Below are 19,971 nucleotides of genomic sequence, written 5' to 3'. Positions count from 1 at the left end.
CCGCCGCATGCAACCCCTGTTGGACGGGATCGGCCACTTTCGGTATTGCGCTAACACATAATACGGGGGTTGTCGGTTACTCCGGAACAGCCCGCCGACCCTGGTATTGCCGCGAATACGCATCCGCCATCCTGATCCGCTCCGGAGTCGGCGGGTGGGTGGAGAGGTAACGCGCCACGGTGGCGGCTGCGTTCTTCGCATCCGCTGTTGCCTTGCCGGTTTCCCCGCCGTCCTCATCCGCGGCGCTGCCGATCTTCGCCATGATACGGCTGAAATTCGCTGGATCGATGCTCGCCGCGATCATGTGCTCGAAGGCATAACGGTCCGCCTCGGTCTCGTTGTCGCGGGAGTAGTGGTTTTGCAGCAGGAACACCGGCAGCGCCACCGCGAGATTGCCGGTGGCGGTGGCATCGCCCGAGATAGCGACGATGGCGATGGTCAGGAACGACGAGTGCAGGACCTGCTGCAGGCCGTGGCGATGCACCACGTGACCCATCTCGTGCAGCAGCACGGCGTCGATCTCCGCCTGGTTGTCCGCCAGCTGCACCAGCCGGTCGGTGACGACGATGTCGCCGGATGGCAGTGCGAAGGCGTTCGGGATGTCGGACATCTTCCTGAAGTGCAGCCGGTAGGTGAAGGCTTCGTGCTGCAGCGGCAGCAGCGTGTCGGCGAAATGCGCCCGGATACGTTCCTGTTCCTCCTGCGGGAGTGCACTTTCCGCCAGGATGGACTCGTCGAGCAGCTCCAGCGTCTGTTGCGAAATGAGTTCCGCGGCGCGGACCGGCAGGGCGAAGGCGATCTGCCGGCTGGCCCAGGGCATGCCCCAGTACACGGTCACGCAGCCGATCAGCAGCGTGACCAGCAGGGCGAGGCCGATCCACTGCCAGCGCGATTCCAGGCTGTACAGCGCGCCGGCCAGCGGGTCCTCGTTGCCGGTGGCGGCGAGCAGGGCATCGACGGCGGCGTTATCCGTCGTCTCGAACACCGAGCGGTCGGGCAGCGTGAATCTGCGCGGGATGTTGCCGATGCGGTCGCTGATCGCAAGGTCCAGCAGGCTGCCGGTGAGCGGTGCCGCGGTCCCGGTCGTGACCGTGTACCGGTCCCCGGCGACCGCCAGCCCGGCCTCGCGCCGGGCCGAGCTGTCGGGCGGGTAGAGCCAGCCGCTTATCAAAAGGCGAGATCCAGACCGGCATCCACGTCGAAGGCCTCGCCGATTTCCTCGCCCGCGGCGGACTGCCGGCTCTGCTGCTGGCTGACATACTGGTCGAGGCTGCCGGACAGGTGCGCCCGGGTGGACGCCGCCAGCAGCCGCGCGGTCCGGACCTTGACCCAGGGATAGGCCAGGCCGAGCGTGCACAGCAGCAGCAGGATATTGGCGAGGTAGAAGCGGAACAGGCGGCCCGTGCTGATATCCGATTCCAGCCGCAGCACGTCATCGAGCCCGATGCGGCCGAACACGTAATTGCGGATCTTCACTTTCACGTAGGCCTTGGCCCAGACGCCGATCACCAGCAGGGCGGCGTACAGCAGCAGGGTCGCGACGAGCAAAGGCAGCATCGCCGCGTTCGGGATCTCCCCGCCCGCTTCCTTTGCTGCGGCCGCGAGCTGGACACCGGTGAACATCGTCGCGGTGCCGAAGATCGCGCCGACGACGACGGTGATCAGGAGCCCCCAGCCCAGCAGGCACAGATAGACCAGGTAGTACCTGCCCGCAGACAGCTGCACCTGCAGCCGGCCCTGGCCGTAGCGCGTGTTGTTGAGGTACCAGGCGGTGATGGATTTCTGAATATAGGGAAACAGCAGGTACGTGGTCAGCACCGCGAGCGCGATCAGCGCGATGCCGGTCTGTGCATCGAGCGTGATGCCGGCCAGCAACAGGGCGGTGGCGACGAGCGCGGACGCGAGCAGGGGCAGCAGCGGGATCAGCAACAGATAGCGGTAGGCATCGCCGAGCGCGCCGTGGAAGCCGAAGCGCACGTTGCGGTAACCGGTCATGCGGGCGTTGAACTGGATGCTGCGCCAGACGATCCAGGGCGTGGCCAGCATCAGCACGACGGCGAAGGCGATGCCCGCCACCGGCAGCATCTGCCCGGCGAAGACATACACCAGCAACAGCAGCACGGCGATCAGGCGGCCCTTGAGAATCGCCAGCGGGTTCGCGTGGTACTCGAAGCCGCTGCCATCGAGCCGGGTGTTGCCGTAGAAGTAACGGTTGGTGCGTACCTTGGCCCAGGCGGAATAGATGCCGAGCGTCAGTATGCTGAGGACCAGGTTGACGATCCAGATCCTGAAATATTCGCCACCGCTGCCGGTGAATTCGAAGCGCTGCAGCGCAGCCGCGGGAGTGTGCTCGTTCATCGCGTACCTTCCTGAATGCCAGCCGAGGGAGTGAAACGGGTAAAACTGACTTATCGGTCAGAGACTTGCATGCTTGAACGGGCAGCCGTGCGCTGCCGCGCACCCGCGAATCCGCTTAACTGGTTGAATGGGGGATAAAAAACAGCCAGTGCATGCCGCTGGCACAGGCGCCCGCCGCCGTCAGGCGCGATCGAGGCAGCGGTAGTTGATCGCCTCGGACAGGTGCCGGGTGGAGATCGCGCCGGCGGCTTCCATGTCCGCGAGCGTGCGCGCGAGTTTGAGGATGCGGTGATAGGCGCGCGCCGACAGCTGCAACCGCTCGAGCGCCCGTTGCAGCAGCCGGAGATCGCCGCGCGTCAGCGCGCAGGTCGCGTCGATCTGCCGGGGCGTCAGCCGGCAGTTGAGCGCACGGGCGCGCTGCAGCTGGATACCGCGCGCCCGGCCAACGCGCTCACGCACGCACGCGCTGTCTTCCCCGGGCGGGCCGTGCATGGCCGCGAACGCCACGCGCGGCACCTCCACGTGCATGTCGATGCGGTCGAGCAGGGGGCCGGAAAGCCGGCTGCGGTAACGCCGGACCTGTTCGCTGGTGCAGTGGCAGCGGCCGGACGGGTCGCCGAGCCAGCCGCACGGGCAGGGATTCATGGCGGCGACCAGCTGGAAACCGGCCGGAAATTCCGCCTGCAGCGCCGCGCGCGAGATCATGATGCGGCCGGTCTCCAGCGGTTCGCGCAACACCTCGAGCACGCGCCGGTCGAATTCCGGAAGTTCGTCGAGAAACAGTACGCCGTGATGCGCCAGCGAGATCTCGCCGGGGCGCGGCGTGCTGCCGCCGCCGACCAGCGCCGCGGCCGATGCCGTGTGGTGCGGGGCGCGGAACGGGCGTTCGCGCCAGTGCGCCGGTTCCACCGGCAGGGCGGCGATCGAGCGTACGGTCGCCACCGCCAGCGCCTCTTGCTCGGTCAGTGCGGGCAGGATGCCGGGCAGCCGGCTCGCCAGCAACGACTTGCCGGTACCGGGCGGACCGACCAGCAGCAGGCTGTGACCGCCGCTGGCCGCGATCTCCAGCGCGCGCCGCGCCTGCGGCTGGCCGCGTACATCCGCGAGATCGGGCTGGGCCTGCCGGGGCGTGTCGAGCGCGGTCGCCGGCACGGGCACCAGGCGGGCGCTGCGGTTGAAATGTGCGGTGACCTGCAGCAGGTGCTGCGCGGCGCGGACATCGGCCTCCCGTACCAGCATCGCCTCGGCGGCATTGTCCCGTGCCACCAGCAGCGTACGCCGGGCCTGCAGCGTCTGCAGTGTCATGGGCAGTATGCCCTGCACCGGGCGCAGGGCGCCGGACAGCGCCAGCTCGCCGGCGCACTCGTACGACTCCAGCTCGGTGGCCGGAATCTGGCCGGATGCCGCCAGGATCCCGAGCGCGATCGGCAGGTCGAAGCGCCCGCCTTCCTTGGGCAGGTCGGCCGGTGCGAGGTTGATGGTGATCCGCCGTGCGGGAAACTCGAAGCCGGAGGTGAGCAGCGCGCCGCGCACGCGGTCCTTGCTTTCCTTGACCGCCGTTTCCGGCAGACCGACGATGGACAGCGACGGCAGGCCGTTCGACAGTTGCACCTCCACGCTGACCAGCGGGGCATTCATGCCCAGCCGGGCGCGGCTGTAGACGACGGCGAGCGACATCGCAGGCTTCCTGGCGGTGAGCGAGGAGTGTAGGCGCTGCGGGCGCCGGCCTGTATGCGCCAACACCGACGGCTGACGTCGGATACTGCAGGGCCGCGGATGCGGTCCGCGCCTACCGGCGCTTGCCGTTATGTGTAGGAGCGCAGCGCATGCGCGATTGGTGGAGGGAAATCTTGCGCGGACGCCCGGCGCGCTATGACTGGCGCCGGCTTTCGAGCTCTGCGACCTGCCGCTCCAGCGCCTCGAGTTTCTCGCGCGTGCGCATGAGCACCTTCGCCTGCACGTCGAACTCCTCGCGCGTGACCAGGTCGAGCCGGGCGAAGGCGCCCGCGAGCAGGGTGCGTACGTTCTGCTCGATATCCTGCTGCATGCCCTTCACGCCGGCGGGGATGCCGCTGCTGATCTGGCGTGCCAGATCGTCGATGAACTTGGGGTTGAACATGCGCCTACCATAGTCGAACCCCGCCGGTTCCGTCCATAACCGTGCAATGCCTCACCCGGTAGCACCAGGATAGTGCGAGCGCACTGTATTAGTGCGTCAGATGCTCCATTATCGCCTCCTGATATTCCCCGTAATTCACCTAAGAAGATGATTTATTAATCATTTATTCAGGTGGCACGGTTCCTGCTCAGGATGGGATGACTTTCCCCTTTCATGGTTGAAGTTGAAGTGGTTCGGTCATTGCACAGTGCTTAACCACAACTTTCAGGAGAAATGAAATGATGAAGAAAACCTTGATTGCCACCGCAATGCTGGCCGGCTCTTCAGCTGCTATGGCGGAGATCAGCGGGAATATCGCCCTGTCCAGCGATTATGCCTGGCGCGGCGTCTCCCAGACGGACAACCAGATGGCCGTTTCCGGCGGCTTCGATTTCAGCCACGACAGTGGCCTGTACATCGGCACCTGGGCGTCCAACGTCGACTCCCAGTTCTTCGGTGGCGGTACCGATCCGCAGATCGAGCTGGACGTCTACGGCGGTTACGCCGGCGAGGCCGGCCCGATCAGCTACGACCTGGGCCTGATCGAGTACGTCTACCCGGGCGCTGACAACTGGAACACCCTGGAACTCTACGCCGGTGGTGGTTATGCCTTCACCGACACGATCTCCGGCTCGGCCAAGTTCTACTACAGCGACGACTTCTTCGACAGCGGCGAGAGCGCCTGGCGTCTTGAGGCAGGCGTCGATGTCAGCCTGCCGATGGATTTCGGTCTGTCGGCGATGATCGGCCAGAACGATGGCGATGCCTATGACCTCGCAGGTACCGGCTACATGGACTGGAGCATCGGTCTGAGCAAGTCGATTGCCGGTCTGGACCTGGGTCTGACCTACGTCGACACCAACAACGACGGCGACACGCTGTTCGGTGACCTCGCGGATTCGCGAATCATCTTCAGCGTTTCCAAGTCTCTCTAACAACCGCACCGATACGGCCCGCCTCCGGGCGGGCCGACTTTAAAGGAGTACACATACATGAAACTGGTAACTGCAATCATCAAGCCCTTCAAGCTGGATGATGTCCGTGAGGCCCTCTCGGAAGTCGGTGTGCAGGGCATCACGGTAACCGAGGTGAAGGGATTCGGGCGTCAGAAGGGCCACACGGAACTGTATCGTGGTGCGGAATACGTCGTCGACTTCCTGCCCAAGGTGAAGATCGAGGCCGTGGTGAAGGCGGACATGGCCGACAAGGTCGTCGAGGCGATTTCCAAGGCTGCCAATACCGGCAAGATCGGTGACGGCAAGATCTTCGTGTCCAGTATCGAACAAACCATTCGTATCCGTACCGGCGAGACCGGCCCGGACGCGCTCTGACCCGACTGATGGAGGACTAATCGTGGAGGCGCTGACTGAACTCAGTTACGCACTGGATACCTTCTATTTCCTGGTAACCGGTACATTGGTAATGTGGATGGCGGCGGGCTTTGCCATGCTCGAAGCCGGCCTGGTGCGTGCGAAAAACACCGCCGAAATCCTGACCAAGAACATCTCCCTGTTCGCCGTGGCCTGCATCATGTACATGCTCTACGGCTACAGCATAATGTATCCGGGCGATGCTGCGGTCAGCCCCTGGTGGCCAGGGTTAGGCCACATCCTGGGCAAGGGCGACAACACGGCGGAAGCCGTGCTGGCCAGTGGTGGCGACACCTACTACTCCGGCCTGTCCGACTTCTTCTTCCAGGTCGTGTTCGTGGCAACTGCCATGTCGATCGTCTCGGGCGCGGTGGCCGAGCGCATGAAGCTGTGGGCCTTCCTGCTGTTCGCGGTCGTGATGACCGGCTTCATCTACCCGATGCAGGGTTACTGGAAGTGGGGCGGCGGTGGCCTGGATGCGCTGGGCTTTTTGGACTTCGCGGGCTCCGGCGTCGTGCACCTGTGCGGTGCGACCGCGGCGCTGGCCGGCGTGCTCCTGCTCGGCGCGCGCAAGGGCAAGTACCGGCCCGACGGCAGCGTCAATGCCTTCCCGGGCGCGAACATGCCGCTGGCCACGCTGGGAACCTTCATCCTGTGGATGGGCTGGTTCGGGTTCAACGGCGGCTCCGAGCTGAAGGTCTCCGACGTGGCCGAGGCCAACAGCGTCGCGCTGGTGTTCGTCAACACCAACATGGCGGCGGCCGGCGGCGTGATCGCGGCGATGGCGGTGGCGCGCATCCTGTTCGGCAAGACCGACCTCACCATGGCGCTGAACGGTGCGCTGGCCGGCCTGGTCGCGATCACGGCCGAACCGCTGACCCCGACCCCGCTGGTGGCCACCCTGATCGGTGCCGTGGGCGGCGTGCTGGTGGTGTTCGCGATCCTCGGCCTCGACCGCATGAAGATCGACGACCCGGTGGGTGCGATCTCGGTGCACGGCGTGGTCGGCATGTGGGGACTGATCGCGGTCACCATCAGCAACGAGGAATCCAGCCTCGTCGCGCAGCTGACCGGCCTGGGGACCATCTTTGCCTGGACCTTCGTCACCAGCATCATCGTCTGGTCGCTGCTGAAGATGACGATCGGCATCCGTGTCAGCGAGGAAGAGGAATACGCTGGCGTCGACCTCGCCGAGATCGGCCTCGAAGCCTACCCGGAGTTCGTGGGTGCACAAGGCTCGGGCAAATAGCTTGTACCAACCTGCCCTCCAGATTGCGGGCGCTCCGGCGCCCGCTTTTTTCCGGGGGCCAGAGCCGATTGGCCGGTGCCTTGCAGGCACCCAAGCAGTACCGGTGCCGGCCAATCGCCTGTGGTTCCGGGGGATACATCCGTACGCATACCGGCGCAACAGGTGCGGATGCCCTTACCTTTTCATGCCGGAGAGGAGTATCTATGGACAAACTAACTAAACGGGCTGCGGGTGCCCTCATGGCAATTACACCCGTGCTGCTGCTACCAACCCCGGTGCTGGCCGAGGATGCCGCACTGAATTCGGGTGACACGGCATGGATGCTGACGTCCACGGCCCTGGTGCTGTTCATGACCATCCCCGGCCTGGCGCTGTTCTACGCCGGCATGGTGCGTTCCAAGAACGTGCTGTCGGTGCTCATGCAGTGTTTCGCCATCACCGGACTGATCTCGGTGCTGTGGACAATCTATGGCTACAGCCTGGCCTTCGACACCACCGGCATGGAGGCCGGCGTCACGAACTTCAATTCCTTCGTGGGCACGCTGGGCAAGGCGTTTCTGAGCGGCATGACGGTCGACAGTCTCACGGCTGCGATTCCGGAAAGCGTCTTCATGACCTTCCAGATGACGTTCGCCATCATCACCCCCGCGCTGATCGTGGGCGCCTTCGCCGAGCGCATGAAATTCTCGGCCATGCTGTGGTTCATGGGCATCTGGTTCACCGTCATCTATGCGCCGGTCGCGCACATGGTGTGGAGCGGTGACGGCGGCCTGCTCTGGGACCTGGGCGTGCTGGATTTCGCCGGCGGCACGGTCGTGCATATCAACGCCGGTATCGCGGGCCTGGTCGCCTGCCTTGTGCTGGGCAAGCGCAAGGGCTTTCCCGGAACTGCCATGCCGCCGCACAACCTGACGCTGACCGTGGTCGGCGCCTCGATGCTGTGGGTCGGCTGGTTCGGCTTCAATGCGGGCAGCGCGGTGGCCGCCAACGGCACCGCCGGCATGGCCATGGCCGTGACCCAGATCGCCACGGCAACCGCGGCGCTGGCGTGGATGTTCGCGGAGTGGATGTCCCACGGCAAGCCCAGCGTGCTGGGTATCGCCTCCGGTGCGGTCGCCGGCCTGGTCGCCATCACGCCGGCTTCCGGCACCGCCGGCCCGATGGGCGCGCTCTTGATCGGCGTCGCCGCGGGCGTGGGCTGCTACCTCGCCGCCGCCAAGCTCAAGCGCGCGATCGGCTACGACGACTCGCTCGACGTGTTCGGCGTGCATGCCGTGGGCGGCATCATCGGCGCCATCCTGACCGGTGTCTGCGCCGCTTCCAGCATGGGCGGCGTCGGCCTGGCCGAGGGCGTGACCATGGGCGGCCAGGTGTGGACACAGATCCTGGGCGTGCTGTTCACCCTGGTGTACTCGGGCGTCGGCAGCTTCGTGATCCTGAAGGTGGTCGACCTGGTCATCGGTCTGCGCGTCACGGAAGAGCAGGAGACGATGGGCCTGGACGTCAGCCAGCACGACGAGCGCGGTTACATACTCTGATCGCAAGCCGTTGATCGGCAGTCTTTACGGGCGCTTCGGCGCCCGTTTTTTTTGTGCCGCCGCGCGATCGAGCGGGGACAGGGCACGATTTCCGCTTGCCTGCAGGCCAGCCCCGACTGCCGCTTGCAAGGAAATCGTGCCCTGTCCCCGCCCGCACTTGCCCGGGCCGCCCCGGAGGTGGCACCAAACCGGTGCGGCCTCTGGTATGATTCCGCCGGCTACGCGCCAGTCTGCCCACCGGAGGATAAAAAATGAAACTCATCACAGCCATCATCAAACCGTTCAAACTCGATGACGTGCGCGAGGCGCTGTCGGAAATCGGCGTGCAGGGTATCACCGTGACCGAGGTCAAGGGCTTCGGACGCCAGAAGGGGCACACCGAGCTCTACCGCGGCGCCGAGTACGTGGTCGACTTCCTGCCCAAGGTCAAGATCGAGATCGGCGTGCCATCCGACAAGGTCGATACGGTCATCGACGCCATCACCGGCGCCGCGAACACCGGCAAGATCGGCGACGGCAAGATCTTCGTGACCAGCCTGGAACAGACCATCCGCATCCGCACCGGGGAGACCGGCCCGGACGCACTCTAGAACAAGCAAAAGAAGGGAGACATGCCATGAAACCTGCTGCCCTGAAGCAGTGCAAGACCCTGCTGCCGTGCGCCGTTGCCTGCCTGTTTCCGATCGCCGGCCACGCGGACGAGCTGAACGCGGCAGATACCGCCTGGATCCTGACCTCGACGGTGCTGGTGCTGTTCATGACCATCCCCGGACTGGCCCTGTTCTACGGCGGCCTGGTGCGCAGCAAGAACGTGCTCTCGGTGCTGATGCAGTGCTTCGCCATCACCTGCATGGTCTCCATCCTCTGGCTGGTGTTCGTCTACGGCCTGGCCTTCGGCGACGGCGGCGGCCTCAACCGCTGGGTCGGCGGCTTCGACCAGCTGATGCTGGCCAACATCGGGCGCGACAGCCTGAGCGGCACCATCCCCGAGAGCGTGTTCTCCATGTTCCAGCTGACCTTTGCCATCATCACGCCGGCGCTGATCGTGGGCGCGTTCGCCGAGCGCATGAAGTTCTCGGCCATGCTGTGGTTCTCCGCGCTGTGGCTGGTGCTGGTCTACGCGCCGGTGACGCACTGGGTCTGGGGCGGCGGCTGGCTGCAGGACATGGGCCTCCTGGATTTCGCCGGCGGTACCGTGGTGCACGTCAACGCCGGTGCGGCCGCGCTGGTCGCGGCGCTGGTGCTCGGCCCGCGCAAGGGTTTCGGCAGCGTCGCCATGCCGCCGCACAACATGACCATGACCCTGATCGGCGCGGCCATGCTGTGGGTGGGCTGGTTCGGTTTCAACGCCGGCAGCGCGCTGGCCGCGAACGGCGACGCCGGCATGGCGATGCTGGTCACGCATATCAGCGCCGCCGCCGGCTCGCTCGCCTGGATGACCATGGAATGGATGCGGCACGGCAAGCCGAGCGTGCTGGGTATCGTCACCGGCATGGTCGCGGGGCTGGGCACCATCACCCCGGCCTCCGGTTTCGTCGGCCCGGCCGGTGCGCTCATCATCGGCCTTTCCGCCGGCGTGATCTGCTACCTCTGCACCAGCTACCTCAAGCAGGTGCTGAAGGTCGACGACTCGCTCGACGTGTTCCCGGTGCACGGCGTCGGCGGCATCATCGGCACGCTGATGGCCGGCGTGTTCGTGGGCGTGCTCGGCGGTGCCGGCCTGGCCGAGGGCGTGACCATGGGCCAGCAGGTATGGGTGCAGTTCGTCGGCGTCATCGCGACCTTCGTCTACTGCGCGATCCTGACCTGGATCCTGCTCAAGCTGATCGACGCCGTCATCGGTCTGCGCGTGACCAGCGACCAGGAAACGGAGGGTCTCGACATCGTGCTGCACGACGAGGTGGGCTACAACCTGTAACCGCGGTTCGTGCCGCGGCACGGGAAAGGGCGCCGCATGGCGCCCTTTCCCGTTGTGGCACGCCAGGCTGTCAAGGCGCCCGAAAGGCAACTATTGAGACTGACATAATTGCATTACAGGTAATTCATTTTTTGGCGTCATTCCCGCGCAGGCGGGAATCAGACTTGCACTATATTCTTTGGATTCCGGCTCGCGCTCGCCAAGCACGCTTGGCCGGAATGACGGCGACTATTGACAACCATTTATGTAAGTCTCGATAACCGCCACCGGGATCACCAAAGACACGACGCATTCGCAGGCTGTGCCCGCTCTCCTGAAACAGCTGCAGGCGCGTTTCGCTAGCGTGAATATCGCTGGCAGAGTTTTGCAGCTACGGTCCGCGCCTACAGCCCGTTGTGCGTGCCGTCGCAGAAGGGCGCATCCTTGCTGTGCTTGCAGCCGCACAGCCAGACCTTGCACTTCTCGGTGAGTTCGAACTTCACCGGGGTGAAGTCGCTGCCCTGGTGCGAGCCGTCGCAGAACGGCTGCTTTTTCGACCGGCCGCAGGCGCACCACCAGTAGGTGCCGGGCTCCAGTTCCTGGGCATAGGGCGCTTTCTGTGCAATCACGGGTTCTGACATAATGGCCTCTTCACAAGCTTTGGTAATTCGGCGGCAGTCCTCGCTTGCACCTGATGGCAGGACCTGTCCCCGGTGGTCCGGATGAGTAGAACATCGCCCCTGCTGCAAATCAAGGATCTGGACCGGCCGATGTTCGGCCCGGTCACGTTCGCGCTCGCCACCGGCGACTGCCTGTGCATCACGGGCGAGTCCGGCAGCGGCAAGTCGCAGCTGTTGCGCGCCATCGCCGATCTCGATCCGCACGGCGGCGCGCTGATGCTGGCGGGCGTGGATGCCTGCGACATGGCGCCCGAGCAATGGCGCCGGCAGGCCGGCCTGCTGCCGCCCGAGAGCAGCTGGTGGCTGCCGCGGGCCTGCGATCATTTCACCGACGGCGCGGCAGCGGGGCTGGAGCGGCTCGGCCTCGACAGCGCCGTGTTGCAGCGGCCGGTCGCGCGGCTGTCCAGTGGCGAGCGCCAGCGCCTGGCCCTGTTGCGCCTGCTCGCGAACGGGCCGCGCGTGCTGCTGCTGGACGAGCCGACCGCGAACCTGGACGCAGACAACACCCGCCGCGTCGAGGCGCTCATCGGCGACTACCTCGGGGCGCATGCCGCGGCGGCCATCTGGGTCAGCCATGACCGCGGCCAGGTCGCGCGCGTGGCAAACCGCCACATGGCGCTGCAGGGCGGCCACCTGGTCGAGACGGCGCTGGAGCGCTACGCATGATCACGCTCGACACCCTCGACCTCGCCCTGGCTGCGGTGCTCGTGTTGCTGCTGGCGCTGTTGTCCATCCGCCTGCGCACCGGCCTCAGCGGGCAGTTGCTGATCGCGGCCGCGCGCACCGCGGTGCAGCTCTCGCTGATCGGCTTCGTGCTGAAGGCGCTGTTCGCCAGCTCGCATCCGCTCTGGGTGGCGCTGCTGTCGCTGTGCATGCTGCTGATCGCGGGACGCGAGGTGATGCAGCGCCAGGAACGGCGCTTTCGCGGCGGCTGGGGCTACGCCGTCGGCACGGTCTCGATGTTCCTGTCCTCGTTCGCCATCACCATCTTCGCGCTCGTCGTCATCCTCGGCGAGCAGCCCTGGTACGCGCCGCAGTACGCCATTCCGCTGCTGGGCATGCTGCTCGGCAACACCATGAACGGCATCGCGATCGCCATGGACCGGCTCACGCAGGCGGCCTGGGAGCAGCGCAATATCATCGAGGCGCGGCTCATGCTGGGCGAGCGCTGGGACGAGGCGATCGCGGACTACCGCCGCAAGGCGATCCGCAGCGGCATGATCCCGATCATCAACGCCATGGCCGCCGCCGGCGTGGTCAGCCTGCCGGGCATGATGACCGGCCAGATCCTGGCCGGGGCGCCGCCCGTCGAGGCCGTGAAGTACCAGATCCTGATCATGTTCCTGATCACCGCCGGCACGGGTCTGGGCACGCTCGCAGCGGTCAGCATCAGCGCGCGCCACCTGTTCGATGTCCGCCAGCGGCTGTGCCTGGACCGGCTGGTGTAAGCGCGGACCGTGTCCGCGCATGGCGCATGCCGGGCCCGGAGCGCCGCCTGCGAAACGCGCCGGCATGCACATCTGCGGCGTTCAAAATCCTGCGTGCGGGCCGATAGCCTGGCTGCATTTGCGTAGCTTGGATTCCCGTAGCGCACCCCGGCGGGGAGCAGGAGATGGCATGAAACGACAGATCGCGACAGCCCTGTTCGCCACGGTGCTGGCAGCCGGCCCGGTGATCGCCCAGGTCTACAAGTGCCCGGGTGCGGACGGCAGCGTGCAATACCGCGATACCCCCTGCGACACCGACGCCCACAGTCTGCGCAAGCTCGACACCCCGCCGGCACCGGCGGAATCACCCGCTGCCCGCATGGACAAGACCCGCCGCCTGCTCGATGCCCTGCACGATGAGCGGCAGCTGAAGCAGCGCCAGGCCGAGGAGGCGCAGGCCGCACAGGCACAGCGGCAGTCGCGCTGCAACCATGCGCGCGACCACCTGCGCAACATGGAGCGCGCCGGCCGCGTCTACCGGCTGGACGCGGCGGGTAACCGCGAGTACCTGCCGGACGCGCAGCGCGCGCAGGCCGTCGAGCAGGCGCGCGCGAGCGTGCAGCAGTGGTGCGACTGACGGCCTGTGCAGACCTGACTGCACGCGTACAGTGCTGCAGCGCGCATGGAACCTGGCGCTAACTTCCGATTGCCATGGCTGGCGCAGTTTATTGTCATGCCCGCACAGGCGGCAATGACGCTCTCCAATCACAGAACCTGTGGTAAGGCAGGTTCTACTCCAGCGCCTGCTTGAAGAACTCCGGCGGGGTCAGCGCGGCCTTGTGGATGGCGGCGTTGTAGTAGCGCGTGTCGAAGCGCTTGCCGGCGGCATCCTGCTCGCGGAAGCGTCCCGCCATGGGCTGCTTGCTGCCCATGGTGGCGCTCCACCAGCCGGACGGATAGCACGGCTGCGGGAAGAACAGCGTCTGCACGTCGACGAACCCGGCCGCGCGCATGGCCTTGTGCATGGGGTTGATGATGTCCATGTTGTACAGCGGCGACTCGCTCTGCTGGATGAGGATGCCGTCCGTGCCCAGCGCGCGGTGGCAGTCGCGGTAGAAGGCTTCCGTGAACAGGCCTTCCGCCGGGCCGACCGGGTCGGTGCTGTCGACGATCACGATGTCGACGGTGCCGGGCGTGGTCTCCTGCATCCACTTGATCCCGTCGCCGAACAGGAATTCGGCGCGCGGGTCGTCGTTCGCCACGCAGAGTTCCGGGAAGAACTCCTCGGCCAGGCGCGTGACGCGCTCGTCGATCTCGACCTGCAGGGCATGGGTGACGCGGCCGTGCTTGAGCACCTCGCGCAGCGTGCCGCAGTCACCGCCGCCGATGATCACCACGTGTTCCGGGGAGGGGTGGGTGAACAGCGCCGGGTGCGACATCATCTCGTGGTAGATGAAGTTCTCGCGCGCGGTGAGCATGTAGCAGCCGTCGATGACCATCACGTTGCCGAATTTCTCCGAGGCGTAGATGTCGATGTGCTGGTACGCGGTCTGCTCGTTGTGCAGCCGTTCGCGGATCTTGACGCCGAACGCGGATCCCCCGATTTCGTAGATTTCGGTAAACCACTGGTCTTTGTCTGTCACGGCTGTGTCCCCGTTATGGTCGGTCGGGGCGACGATACACGCACGGGCCGGGCGGGATCAATGGGGATCAATGGGGTCAGACTCGATTGATCAATCAACTGGATTGAGTGGCGGATCAATCGAGTCTGACCCCATTGATCCCCCATCGGTTGCTATTGCCGCGCGCTGACATTATCTTGCCTGCCATGACCTGGACACCCGATGACGCCCGCAGGCAGTACAACATCCCCGGCTGGAGCGGGGGTTATTTCGACGTCGGCGCCGACGGCCACTTGCTCGCGCGCCCGTCCGGGCGCGCCGACGGCCCCGCCATCGACATGGTCACCCTGGTCGACCGGCTGCACGAGGACGGCCTGACCCTGCCGGTGCTGGTGCGCTTCACCGACATCCTGCGCAACCGCCTCGACCGGCTGCACGGCGCGTTCACGCATGCCATGCGGCTGACCGGCTACGCGGCGCAGTACACGGCGATCTACCCGATCAAGGTCAACCAGCAGCAGCACGTGGTCGACGCCCTGGTCGCGCACGGCGGCGCGCGCCTCGGCCTGGAATGCGGCAGCAAGCCGGAGCTGATGGCCGTGATCGGCAGCCTGCCGGCCGGCGGCACCATCATCTGCAACGGTTACAAGGATGCCGAGTACATCCGCCTCGCGCTGATCGCGCAGCGCCTGGGCCACCGCACGGTGCTGGTGATCGAGAAACTCTCCGAGCTCGAGCTGATCATCGGCACGGCCCGCGCCATGCGCATGCAGCCGGAACTCGGCCTGCGCGTGCGCCTGTCCACGGTGACCTCCGGCAACTGGCAGAACACCGGCGGCGACCGCTCCAAGTTCGGCTTCACCGCGGCCGGCGCGCTGGCGCTGCTGGCGCGCCTTGGCGAGGCGCAGCTGCTCGAACGCCTGACGCTGCTGCACTGCCATCCCGGTTCGCAGATCGCCAGTATCGAGGTGTTCCGCGACGCCCTGCTGGAGGTGGCGCGTACCTGGGTGGAGCTGCGCAACGCCGGCGCGCCGGTCACCACCGTGGATGTCGGCGGTGGCCTGGGCATCGACTACGAGGGCACGCGCTCGCAGAGCGAATGCTCCATGAACTACGACGTCGACCGCTACGCGCAGACCGTGGTCGACGTGTTCAACGAGATCGCGCGGGCGCGCGCCTTGCCCGCGCCGGACCTGATGTCCGAGTCGGGGCGCGCGCTGACCGCGCATCACGCCGTGCTGATCACCAACGTGCTCGACACCGAGCAGGTGCTGGGCGCGGCCGATGCCGGCGCCGGCAGCGACATCGCGCCGATCAATGCGCTGCGCACGACGCTGGCGCAGTGCACGGCCGACACCGCGCTCGACAGCTACCTGCAGGGCGGCGGGTACCTCGCCGAGCTGCGCGGGCTGTACCTGATCGGCAACGTCAGCCTGGAGCAGCGCGCGCACGGCGAGTCGCTCTACTACGCGCTGTGCCGCCGGGTGCAGGGCCTGCTCGCGGCGCAGGCTACGCCGCCGCCCGAGCTGGACGACATCAACCGCCGCCTGGCCGACAAGTATTTCTGTAACCTCTCGGTGTTCCAGTCCATGCCCGACGTGTGGGGCATCGACCAGATCTTCCCGATCGTGCCGCTGCAGCGGCTCGACGAACGGCCGCAGCGGCGCGCGATCCTGCACGACCTGACCTGCGATTCCGACGGCCAGGTCGGCATGTACGTGGACGGCAACGGCGTCGAGTCGACGCTGCCGGTGCATGCCCTGGACGCGAACGAGACCTACCTGTTCGGCTTCTTCCTGCTCGGCGCCTACCAGGAGATCCTCGGCGACATGCACAACCTGTTCGGCGACACCGACGCGGTGAACGTCGAGTTCGACGGCGCCGGCGGCTACCGCCTGGTCGACCCGCGCCACGCCGACTCCGTCGACGAGCTGCTGCGCTACGTGGAGTTCGAGCCCAAGCGCCTGATGGCGCGCTACCGCGAGAAGCTCAACGCCGCCGGCCTCAAGGGTGCGGAACGCGCCATGTGCCTGCAGGCGCTGGAGGGCGGCCTGACCGGCACGACCTACATGGAAGACGAGTAACGAAAAGGGGTCGGAGTCAATTACGATCACCGGGTTGTCTTTATTCACCGGCACGCGAACGTAATTGACTCCGACCCCTTTTCTCTAGCAGCGGAAGGATAATCCATGAAAACCGGTGTCATCGGCCTCGGGGCCATGGGCGCGCCGATGGCGCGCAACCTGCACGCGGCCGGTCATCTTGCCGCGGTGTGGAACCGCACGCCGGACAAGGCGCTGCTGCTGCGCGAGGAGACCGGCGTGGCGGTCGCCGCGACGCCGGCCGAGCTGGCGCGTGCCTGCGAGCTGGTCATACTCTCCGTGTCCGCCGATGCCGACGTGCTGGAGCTGGTCGAGTCCGTCCGGCCCGCACTGCGCGCGGGCAGCGTGGTGCTCGACACCTCCACGGTGAGCCGGGCCACCGCGCAGCAGGCCGCCGCCGCGCTGCCGCCGGGCGCGGCCTTTCTCGACGCGCCGGTCTCCGGCGGCACCGAGGGCGCGCGCAATGGCCGGCTCGCCATGATGGTGGGCGGCGATGCGCAGGTGCTGGAGCGGATCCGTCCGGTGCTGGCCAGCATCGCCGCGCGCGTCGAACACATGGGCCCGGTCGGCGCGGGACAGGCCACCAAGGCGGTGAACCAGGTGATGGCCGCCGGCATCAACCAGGCGGTGACCGAGGCGCTGGCCTTCGCCGAGGCGCTCGGGCTGCCGCTGGAGGCGGTCATCGAGGTGGTCGGCAGCGGCGCGGCCGGCAACTGGTTTCTCGACCACCGCGGCCCGACCATGGCCCGCGGCAAATTCGAGCCCGGCTTCCGCGTCGCGCTGCACCACAAGGATCTCGCGATCTGCAAGGCGATGGCCGCCGAGCTGGGCGTGTCCATGCCGGTGGTGGAGATGACGCTGATTCATTACCGCCGGCTGATGCAGGCGGGCTTCGGCGACGCGGATATCTCCGCGCTGTTCCGGGAGAAGCAGGCACTGTTCCGCAAATCGGGAACCATGAGTGCGTGATAATCGTTTTATCCAGTCAGGGTAAATCAAGCGGGCTGGTTACGCCAACACCTGGATGATTAAGCACGTGCGTGTAAATCATTGTGGTCGATACATGAGCGTGACCGAGCAGTTCCTGAACTGTCCGGATGTCGTAGTTCGCTTCCAGCAGGTGGGTGGCAAAGGAGTGGCGAAGTGTATGGCAGCCCACCCGTTTATGTTGATGACAGGCGACAGCTGCACGTTTCACGGCCCTCTGCAATGCACTTTCATGCAGGTGGTGCCGGCGGATTTTACCTCCGCGGGGATCCACGGAAAGACGACCTGAAGGGAACAGGAACTGCCACTTCAATTCATGCCCGGCGCCTGGATACTTTCGTGCAAGGGCATGGGGCAAACGGACTTCACCGTGTCCGTTAGCAATATCCTGTTCGTGTAACGCGCGAACCTTGTCAATCTGCAGCCGCAAGTCATCAGTCAGACTCTGTGGCAGGGGCACATAGCGATCTTTTTTGCCCTTCGCCTGGTGCACGTGAATGCGCCGGTATTCAAAATCGATATCCTGCACGCGGAGCCTGAGCCCTTCCAGCAGACGCATGCCCGTACCATACAACAACGCAGCCAGTATACGGTTCATGCCCTGCATTTGAGCGAGTAGTGCGGATACTTCGTTACGGCTGAGTACCACGGGCAGGTTACGTGGACGCTTTGCACGGGCGAAATCCTGCAGTTCACCGAGTTCACGCCCCAGCACCTGCTGATACATGAAAACCAGGGCACAAAGTGCCTGGTTCTGCGTGCTTGAACTGACATCACGGCTGATCGACAGATGACTTAAGAATGACTTAACTTCTTCCGCTCCGGTATTTTCCGGCGGAGTATTGTCGCAATACAGGATGTATCTGCAGATCCACTGCTCGTAGCTCTGCTCGGTACGCCAGGCATATCCGCGCCTGCGTATCTCGTTCGCGAGCCGTACGAGAAGTTCCCGGTGTATTTCCCGGACTTTGTTGAGAGGCCCATCGCCCCGCCTGATTTTCAGCCAGGACAATTCTTCAGGGGTGTACTCGTGTGCTGTTGTCGGATGTTCGGCTTCCAGGTCTTGAGCAGAGTCGGCCCAGTAACGCCAATCCACTTCGTTTGCGGCCGAGGTCAATAAAAGATTGCAATAGAGAATCCGGATAGCATTTACACACTGGCGAAACTGCCAGCCTTCAAGTCGATTTTCGCGGCCTAACGTTTCCAGGTAAGTGGCGATTTCCTGTCCGGAAAGTGACTTGATCCTGCGGCCGTTTTGAGCCTTAATAAAGGCTTCGATACGCTTTACATACCAGCGTCTCTGCCGTTCCGGAATAGAAGCTTTACGCAGGCATTCCAGGTAGTTATCGAAGAACCGCGCCGCGGTACCAGGGGCAGTAACGGGGGCGTGCGGCATGTGGCTTCCGTGGTGAAAAAAGAGGTGTGAACAGCACCGGGGGAACATTATATGTCACGCATGTTAGGCAGCTTCACTAATTCGCACAATAGGACGAATCCGCACTATTACGTCAGAAACGGATTCCGCCTAATCAACTGTTAGATTCCTACAGGCGACAGAGGAAGATTCCCAAAGCAAAAAACCAGGTCTGTGAGATGGAACGAAGTAGCAAGGGATGCTGAACATGGAGAGAAAAACATGGTAGAAAAGCGAAGTGAAACAAGTCTGGTTAAGCGCAGCTTCAACCAGCACTCGCTTCACTTCGCTTTGCCCATTATTTTTTCGAGCCCGTCCCTCGGCGCACTTTTCCGGCTGCATCGGGACATCCAGGGTCGCACCGTGCCGAAGGGCTTTGAACCTCGACATGCCTGCGGAAAATCTAACAACTCGATCGAATCGACGTGCTGGCGCACGCGATTCATCTCAATACGTTAGGAATCACATGAGACAATATGGAAGTCAGTTCTGATCAGAGGAAGATGCGCAGAATGAGAATATTATTTCTCATTTTCGTCGCTGCCATCCCAGTTGGTGCTTATCTTGCCATCGGAACGTCTGTTCAATGGTTTGGTGTAGGCCTTTTTCTGGTGGGTAGTTTGTCTGGTGTGGTTTGTGCATTTACGTCCTGCCCGTGCTGCGGGGAGTTGAGCGGCGTATTCTTTAGAAGATTTTACGGTGGCGCATTTCCAATAGGGAAATGCATGCATTGTAATGCTTCGTACTTCAAAGCAAGAGGATGCGGAAGTGATTCCTAACCAATCGCCCCAGCGGACGCCCGGCTCGCGCACGCTTTTTGCTTGCGCAAAAAGGCGCGCCCTTCGCACGGCCGCCGCTGGCCTCAGACGTTAGGCATCAATGAATTAATCATATGTCCACGGAAGAGAGTAAAGATAGATTTAAGAAAACAGGGGAAAGAGTCCAAGAATCTGTGCGGGCAGACGACCTTTTTAAAGCTATGGAAGTTGCTATGTCAGCCTTAAAAGAAGCTGTTGAGGAACGTAATGAATGGTTGAAAGATTCCTATCTGGGTTTGGTGAGAGCTGTACACGTACTACTGGAAAATGAATATGCCAGTAAAGAAAGACGCAAGGTTAGGGGGAATGATGCCTAACCAATCACTCCTGCCGACGCCCTTGACACCGCTC

General features: G+C 64.4%; 19 protein-coding genes. 12 read left to right on the top strand and 7 right to left on the bottom strand.

All coding sequences use genetic code 11. From position 1 onward, the window contains the following. Positions 1-76: 76 nt before the first annotated feature. The 4 genes from R3F42_03505 to R3F42_03490 form a co-directional block, all read right to left on the bottom strand. Positions 77-1,171, bottom strand: coding sequence for a M48 family metallopeptidase (locus tag R3F42_03505; protein ID MEZ5541090.1), 1,095 nt, complete (start codon positions 1,169-1,171; stop codon positions 77-79). Continuing rightward, positions 1,168-2,358, bottom strand: a complete 1,191-nt coding sequence (locus R3F42_03500) for a YjgN family protein (protein ID MEZ5541089.1) — start codon at positions 2,356-2,358, stop codon at positions 1,168-1,170. The genes R3F42_03505 and R3F42_03500 overlap by 4 nt, the downstream gene beginning before the upstream one ends. Positions 2,359-2,538: 180 nt before the next feature. Then, entirely contained in the window at positions 2,539-4,035 is a 1,497-nt protein-coding gene (locus R3F42_03495) for a YifB family Mg chelatase-like AAA ATPase (protein ID MEZ5541088.1), read from the bottom strand. Between the two features lie 193 nt (positions 4,036-4,228). Then, positions 4,229-4,477, bottom strand: coding sequence for an accessory factor UbiK family protein (locus tag R3F42_03490; GenBank protein ID MEZ5541087.1), 249 nt, complete (start codon positions 4,475-4,477; stop codon positions 4,229-4,231). A 278-nt stretch (positions 4,478-4,755) separates the two neighbouring features. Between R3F42_03490 and R3F42_03485 the strand changes: the two genes are divergently transcribed. The 6 genes from R3F42_03485 to R3F42_03460 all read left to right on the top strand — a co-directional run bounded on the left by R3F42_03485 (position 4,756) and on the right by R3F42_03460 (position 10,591). Further along, complete coding sequence (locus R3F42_03485) at positions 4,756-5,451, top strand: TorF family putative porin (protein ID MEZ5541086.1); 696 nt, start codon at positions 4,756-4,758, stop codon at positions 5,449-5,451. 57 nt (positions 5,452-5,508) lie between these two features. After that, entirely contained in the window at positions 5,509-5,847 is a 339-nt protein-coding gene (locus tag R3F42_03480) for a P-II family nitrogen regulator (GenBank protein ID MEZ5541085.1), read from the top strand. A 22-nt stretch (positions 5,848-5,869) separates the two neighbouring features. Further along, a complete protein-coding gene (locus R3F42_03475; protein ID MEZ5541084.1) occupies positions 5,870-7,135 on the top strand; it encodes an ammonium transporter in 1,266 nt (421 codons plus the stop codon). A 239-nt stretch (positions 7,136-7,374) separates the two neighbouring features. Next, entirely contained in the window at positions 7,375-8,673 is a 1,299-nt protein-coding gene (locus R3F42_03470) for an ammonium transporter (GenBank protein MEZ5541083.1), read from the top strand. A gap of 251 nt (positions 8,674-8,924) precedes the next feature. Further along, entirely contained in the window at positions 8,925-9,263 is a 339-nt protein-coding gene (gene glnK, locus R3F42_03465; GenBank protein ID MEZ5541082.1) for a P-II family nitrogen regulator, read from the top strand. Positions 9,264-9,289: 26 nt separating this feature from the next. Next, the gene (locus tag R3F42_03460) at positions 9,290-10,591 is read left to right on the top strand and encodes an ammonium transporter (protein ID MEZ5541081.1); all 1,302 of its coding nucleotides are present in this window, start codon (positions 9,290-9,292) and stop codon (positions 10,589-10,591) included. 383 nt (positions 10,592-10,974) lie between these two features. Here R3F42_03460 and R3F42_03455 read toward each other — a convergent pair whose 3' ends face one another. Then, positions 10,975-11,211: a CDGSH iron-sulfur domain-containing protein gene (locus R3F42_03455; GenBank protein ID MEZ5541080.1), complete on the bottom strand. Its 237-nt coding sequence runs from the start codon at positions 11,209-11,211 to the stop codon at positions 10,975-10,977. Positions 11,212-11,292: 81 nt separating this feature from the next. On the opposite strand from R3F42_03455, the gene R3F42_03450 reads away from it, so the two are divergent. The 3 genes from R3F42_03450 to R3F42_03440 all read left to right on the top strand — a co-directional run bounded on the left by R3F42_03450 (position 11,293) and on the right by R3F42_03440 (position 13,314). Then, a complete protein-coding gene (locus R3F42_03450; protein MEZ5541079.1) occupies positions 11,293-11,916 on the top strand; it encodes an ATP-binding cassette domain-containing protein in 624 nt (207 codons plus the stop codon). Continuing rightward, positions 11,913-12,698, top strand: a complete 786-nt coding sequence (fetB, locus tag R3F42_03445) for an iron export ABC transporter permease subunit FetB (GenBank protein MEZ5541078.1) — start codon at positions 11,913-11,915, stop codon at positions 12,696-12,698. The genes R3F42_03450 and fetB overlap by 4 nt, the downstream gene beginning before the upstream one ends. A gap of 169 nt (positions 12,699-12,867) precedes the next feature. Next, positions 12,868-13,314, top strand: a complete 447-nt coding sequence (locus tag R3F42_03440) for a DUF4124 domain-containing protein (GenBank protein ID MEZ5541077.1) — start codon at positions 12,868-12,870, stop codon at positions 13,312-13,314. Between the two features lie 154 nt (positions 13,315-13,468). Here R3F42_03440 and speE read toward each other — a convergent pair whose 3' ends face one another. Next, positions 13,469-14,320, bottom strand: coding sequence for a polyamine aminopropyltransferase (gene speE / locus R3F42_03435; protein MEZ5541076.1), 852 nt, complete (start codon positions 14,318-14,320; stop codon positions 13,469-13,471). A gap of 185 nt (positions 14,321-14,505) precedes the next feature. Between speE and speA the strand changes: the two genes are divergently transcribed. Both speA and R3F42_03425 read left to right on the top strand, forming a co-directional pair. Further along, complete coding sequence (gene speA / locus R3F42_03430; GenBank protein MEZ5541075.1) at positions 14,506-16,383, top strand: biosynthetic arginine decarboxylase; 1,878 nt, start codon at positions 14,506-14,508, stop codon at positions 16,381-16,383. 105 nt (positions 16,384-16,488) lie between these two features. Further along, the gene (locus tag R3F42_03425; protein MEZ5541074.1) at positions 16,489-17,370 is read left to right on the top strand and encodes an NAD(P)-dependent oxidoreductase; all 882 of its coding nucleotides are present in this window, start codon (positions 16,489-16,491) and stop codon (positions 17,368-17,370) included. A 16-nt stretch (positions 17,371-17,386) separates the two neighbouring features. On the opposite strand, the gene R3F42_03420 is transcribed toward R3F42_03425, so the two are convergent. Further along, positions 17,387-18,784, bottom strand: a complete 1,398-nt coding sequence (locus R3F42_03420; protein MEZ5541073.1) for an integron integrase — start codon at positions 18,782-18,784, stop codon at positions 17,387-17,389. Between the two features lie 910 nt (positions 18,785-19,694). On the opposite strand from R3F42_03420, the gene R3F42_03415 reads away from it, so the two are divergent. Next, on the top strand, positions 19,695-19,937 hold the full coding sequence (locus tag R3F42_03415) for a hypothetical protein (GenBank protein MEZ5541072.1): 243 nt from the start codon (positions 19,695-19,697) through the stop codon (positions 19,935-19,937). Positions 19,938-19,971 lie beyond the last annotated feature (34 nt).

Source organism: Pseudomonadota bacterium, from assembly GCA_041395565.1.
Taxonomy (GTDB): Bacteria; Pseudomonadota; Gammaproteobacteria; order UBA9214; family UBA9214; genus UBA9214.
This window is presented reverse-complemented; position numbering and strand designations above follow the sequence as displayed.

Coding starts and splice junctions, on each gene's coding strand:
- R3F42_03440 (MEZ5541077.1), top strand. CDS start 12,868: ATGAAACGACAGATCGCGACAGCCCTGTTCGCCACGGTGCTGGCAGCC.
- R3F42_03415 (MEZ5541072.1), top strand. CDS start 19,695: ATGTCCACGGAAGAGAGTAAAGATAGATTTAAGAAAACAGGGGAAAGA.
- R3F42_03455 (MEZ5541080.1), bottom strand. CDS start 11,211: ATGTCAGAACCCGTGATTGCACAGAAAGCGCCCTATGCCCAGGAACTG.
- R3F42_03490 (MEZ5541087.1), bottom strand. CDS start 4,477: ATGTTCAACCCCAAGTTCATCGACGATCTGGCACGCCAGATCAGCAGC.
- R3F42_03480 (MEZ5541085.1), top strand. CDS start 5,509: ATGAAACTGGTAACTGCAATCATCAAGCCCTTCAAGCTGGATGATGTC.
- R3F42_03420 (MEZ5541073.1), bottom strand. CDS start 18,784: ATGCCGCACGCCCCCGTTACTGCCCCTGGTACCGCGGCGCGGTTCTTC.
- R3F42_03425 (MEZ5541074.1), top strand. CDS start 16,489: ATGAAAACCGGTGTCATCGGCCTCGGGGCCATGGGCGCGCCGATGGCG.
- speA (MEZ5541075.1), top strand. CDS start 14,506: ATGACCTGGACACCCGATGACGCCCGCAGGCAGTACAACATCCCCGGC.
- R3F42_03495 (MEZ5541088.1), bottom strand. CDS start 4,035: ATGTCGCTCGCCGTCGTCTACAGCCGCGCCCGGCTGGGCATGAATGCC.
- glnK (MEZ5541082.1), top strand. CDS start 8,925: ATGAAACTCATCACAGCCATCATCAAACCGTTCAAACTCGATGACGTG.
- R3F42_03450 (MEZ5541079.1), top strand. CDS start 11,293: ATGAGTAGAACATCGCCCCTGCTGCAAATCAAGGATCTGGACCGGCCG.
- fetB (MEZ5541078.1), top strand. CDS start 11,913: ATGATCACGCTCGACACCCTCGACCTCGCCCTGGCTGCGGTGCTCGTG.
- R3F42_03500 (MEZ5541089.1), bottom strand. CDS start 2,358: ATGAACGAGCACACTCCCGCGGCTGCGCTGCAGCGCTTCGAATTCACC.
- R3F42_03460 (MEZ5541081.1), top strand. CDS start 9,290: ATGAAACCTGCTGCCCTGAAGCAGTGCAAGACCCTGCTGCCGTGCGCC.
- R3F42_03485 (MEZ5541086.1), top strand. CDS start 4,756: ATGATGAAGAAAACCTTGATTGCCACCGCAATGCTGGCCGGCTCTTCA.
- R3F42_03470 (MEZ5541083.1), top strand. CDS start 7,375: ATGGCAATTACACCCGTGCTGCTGCTACCAACCCCGGTGCTGGCCGAG.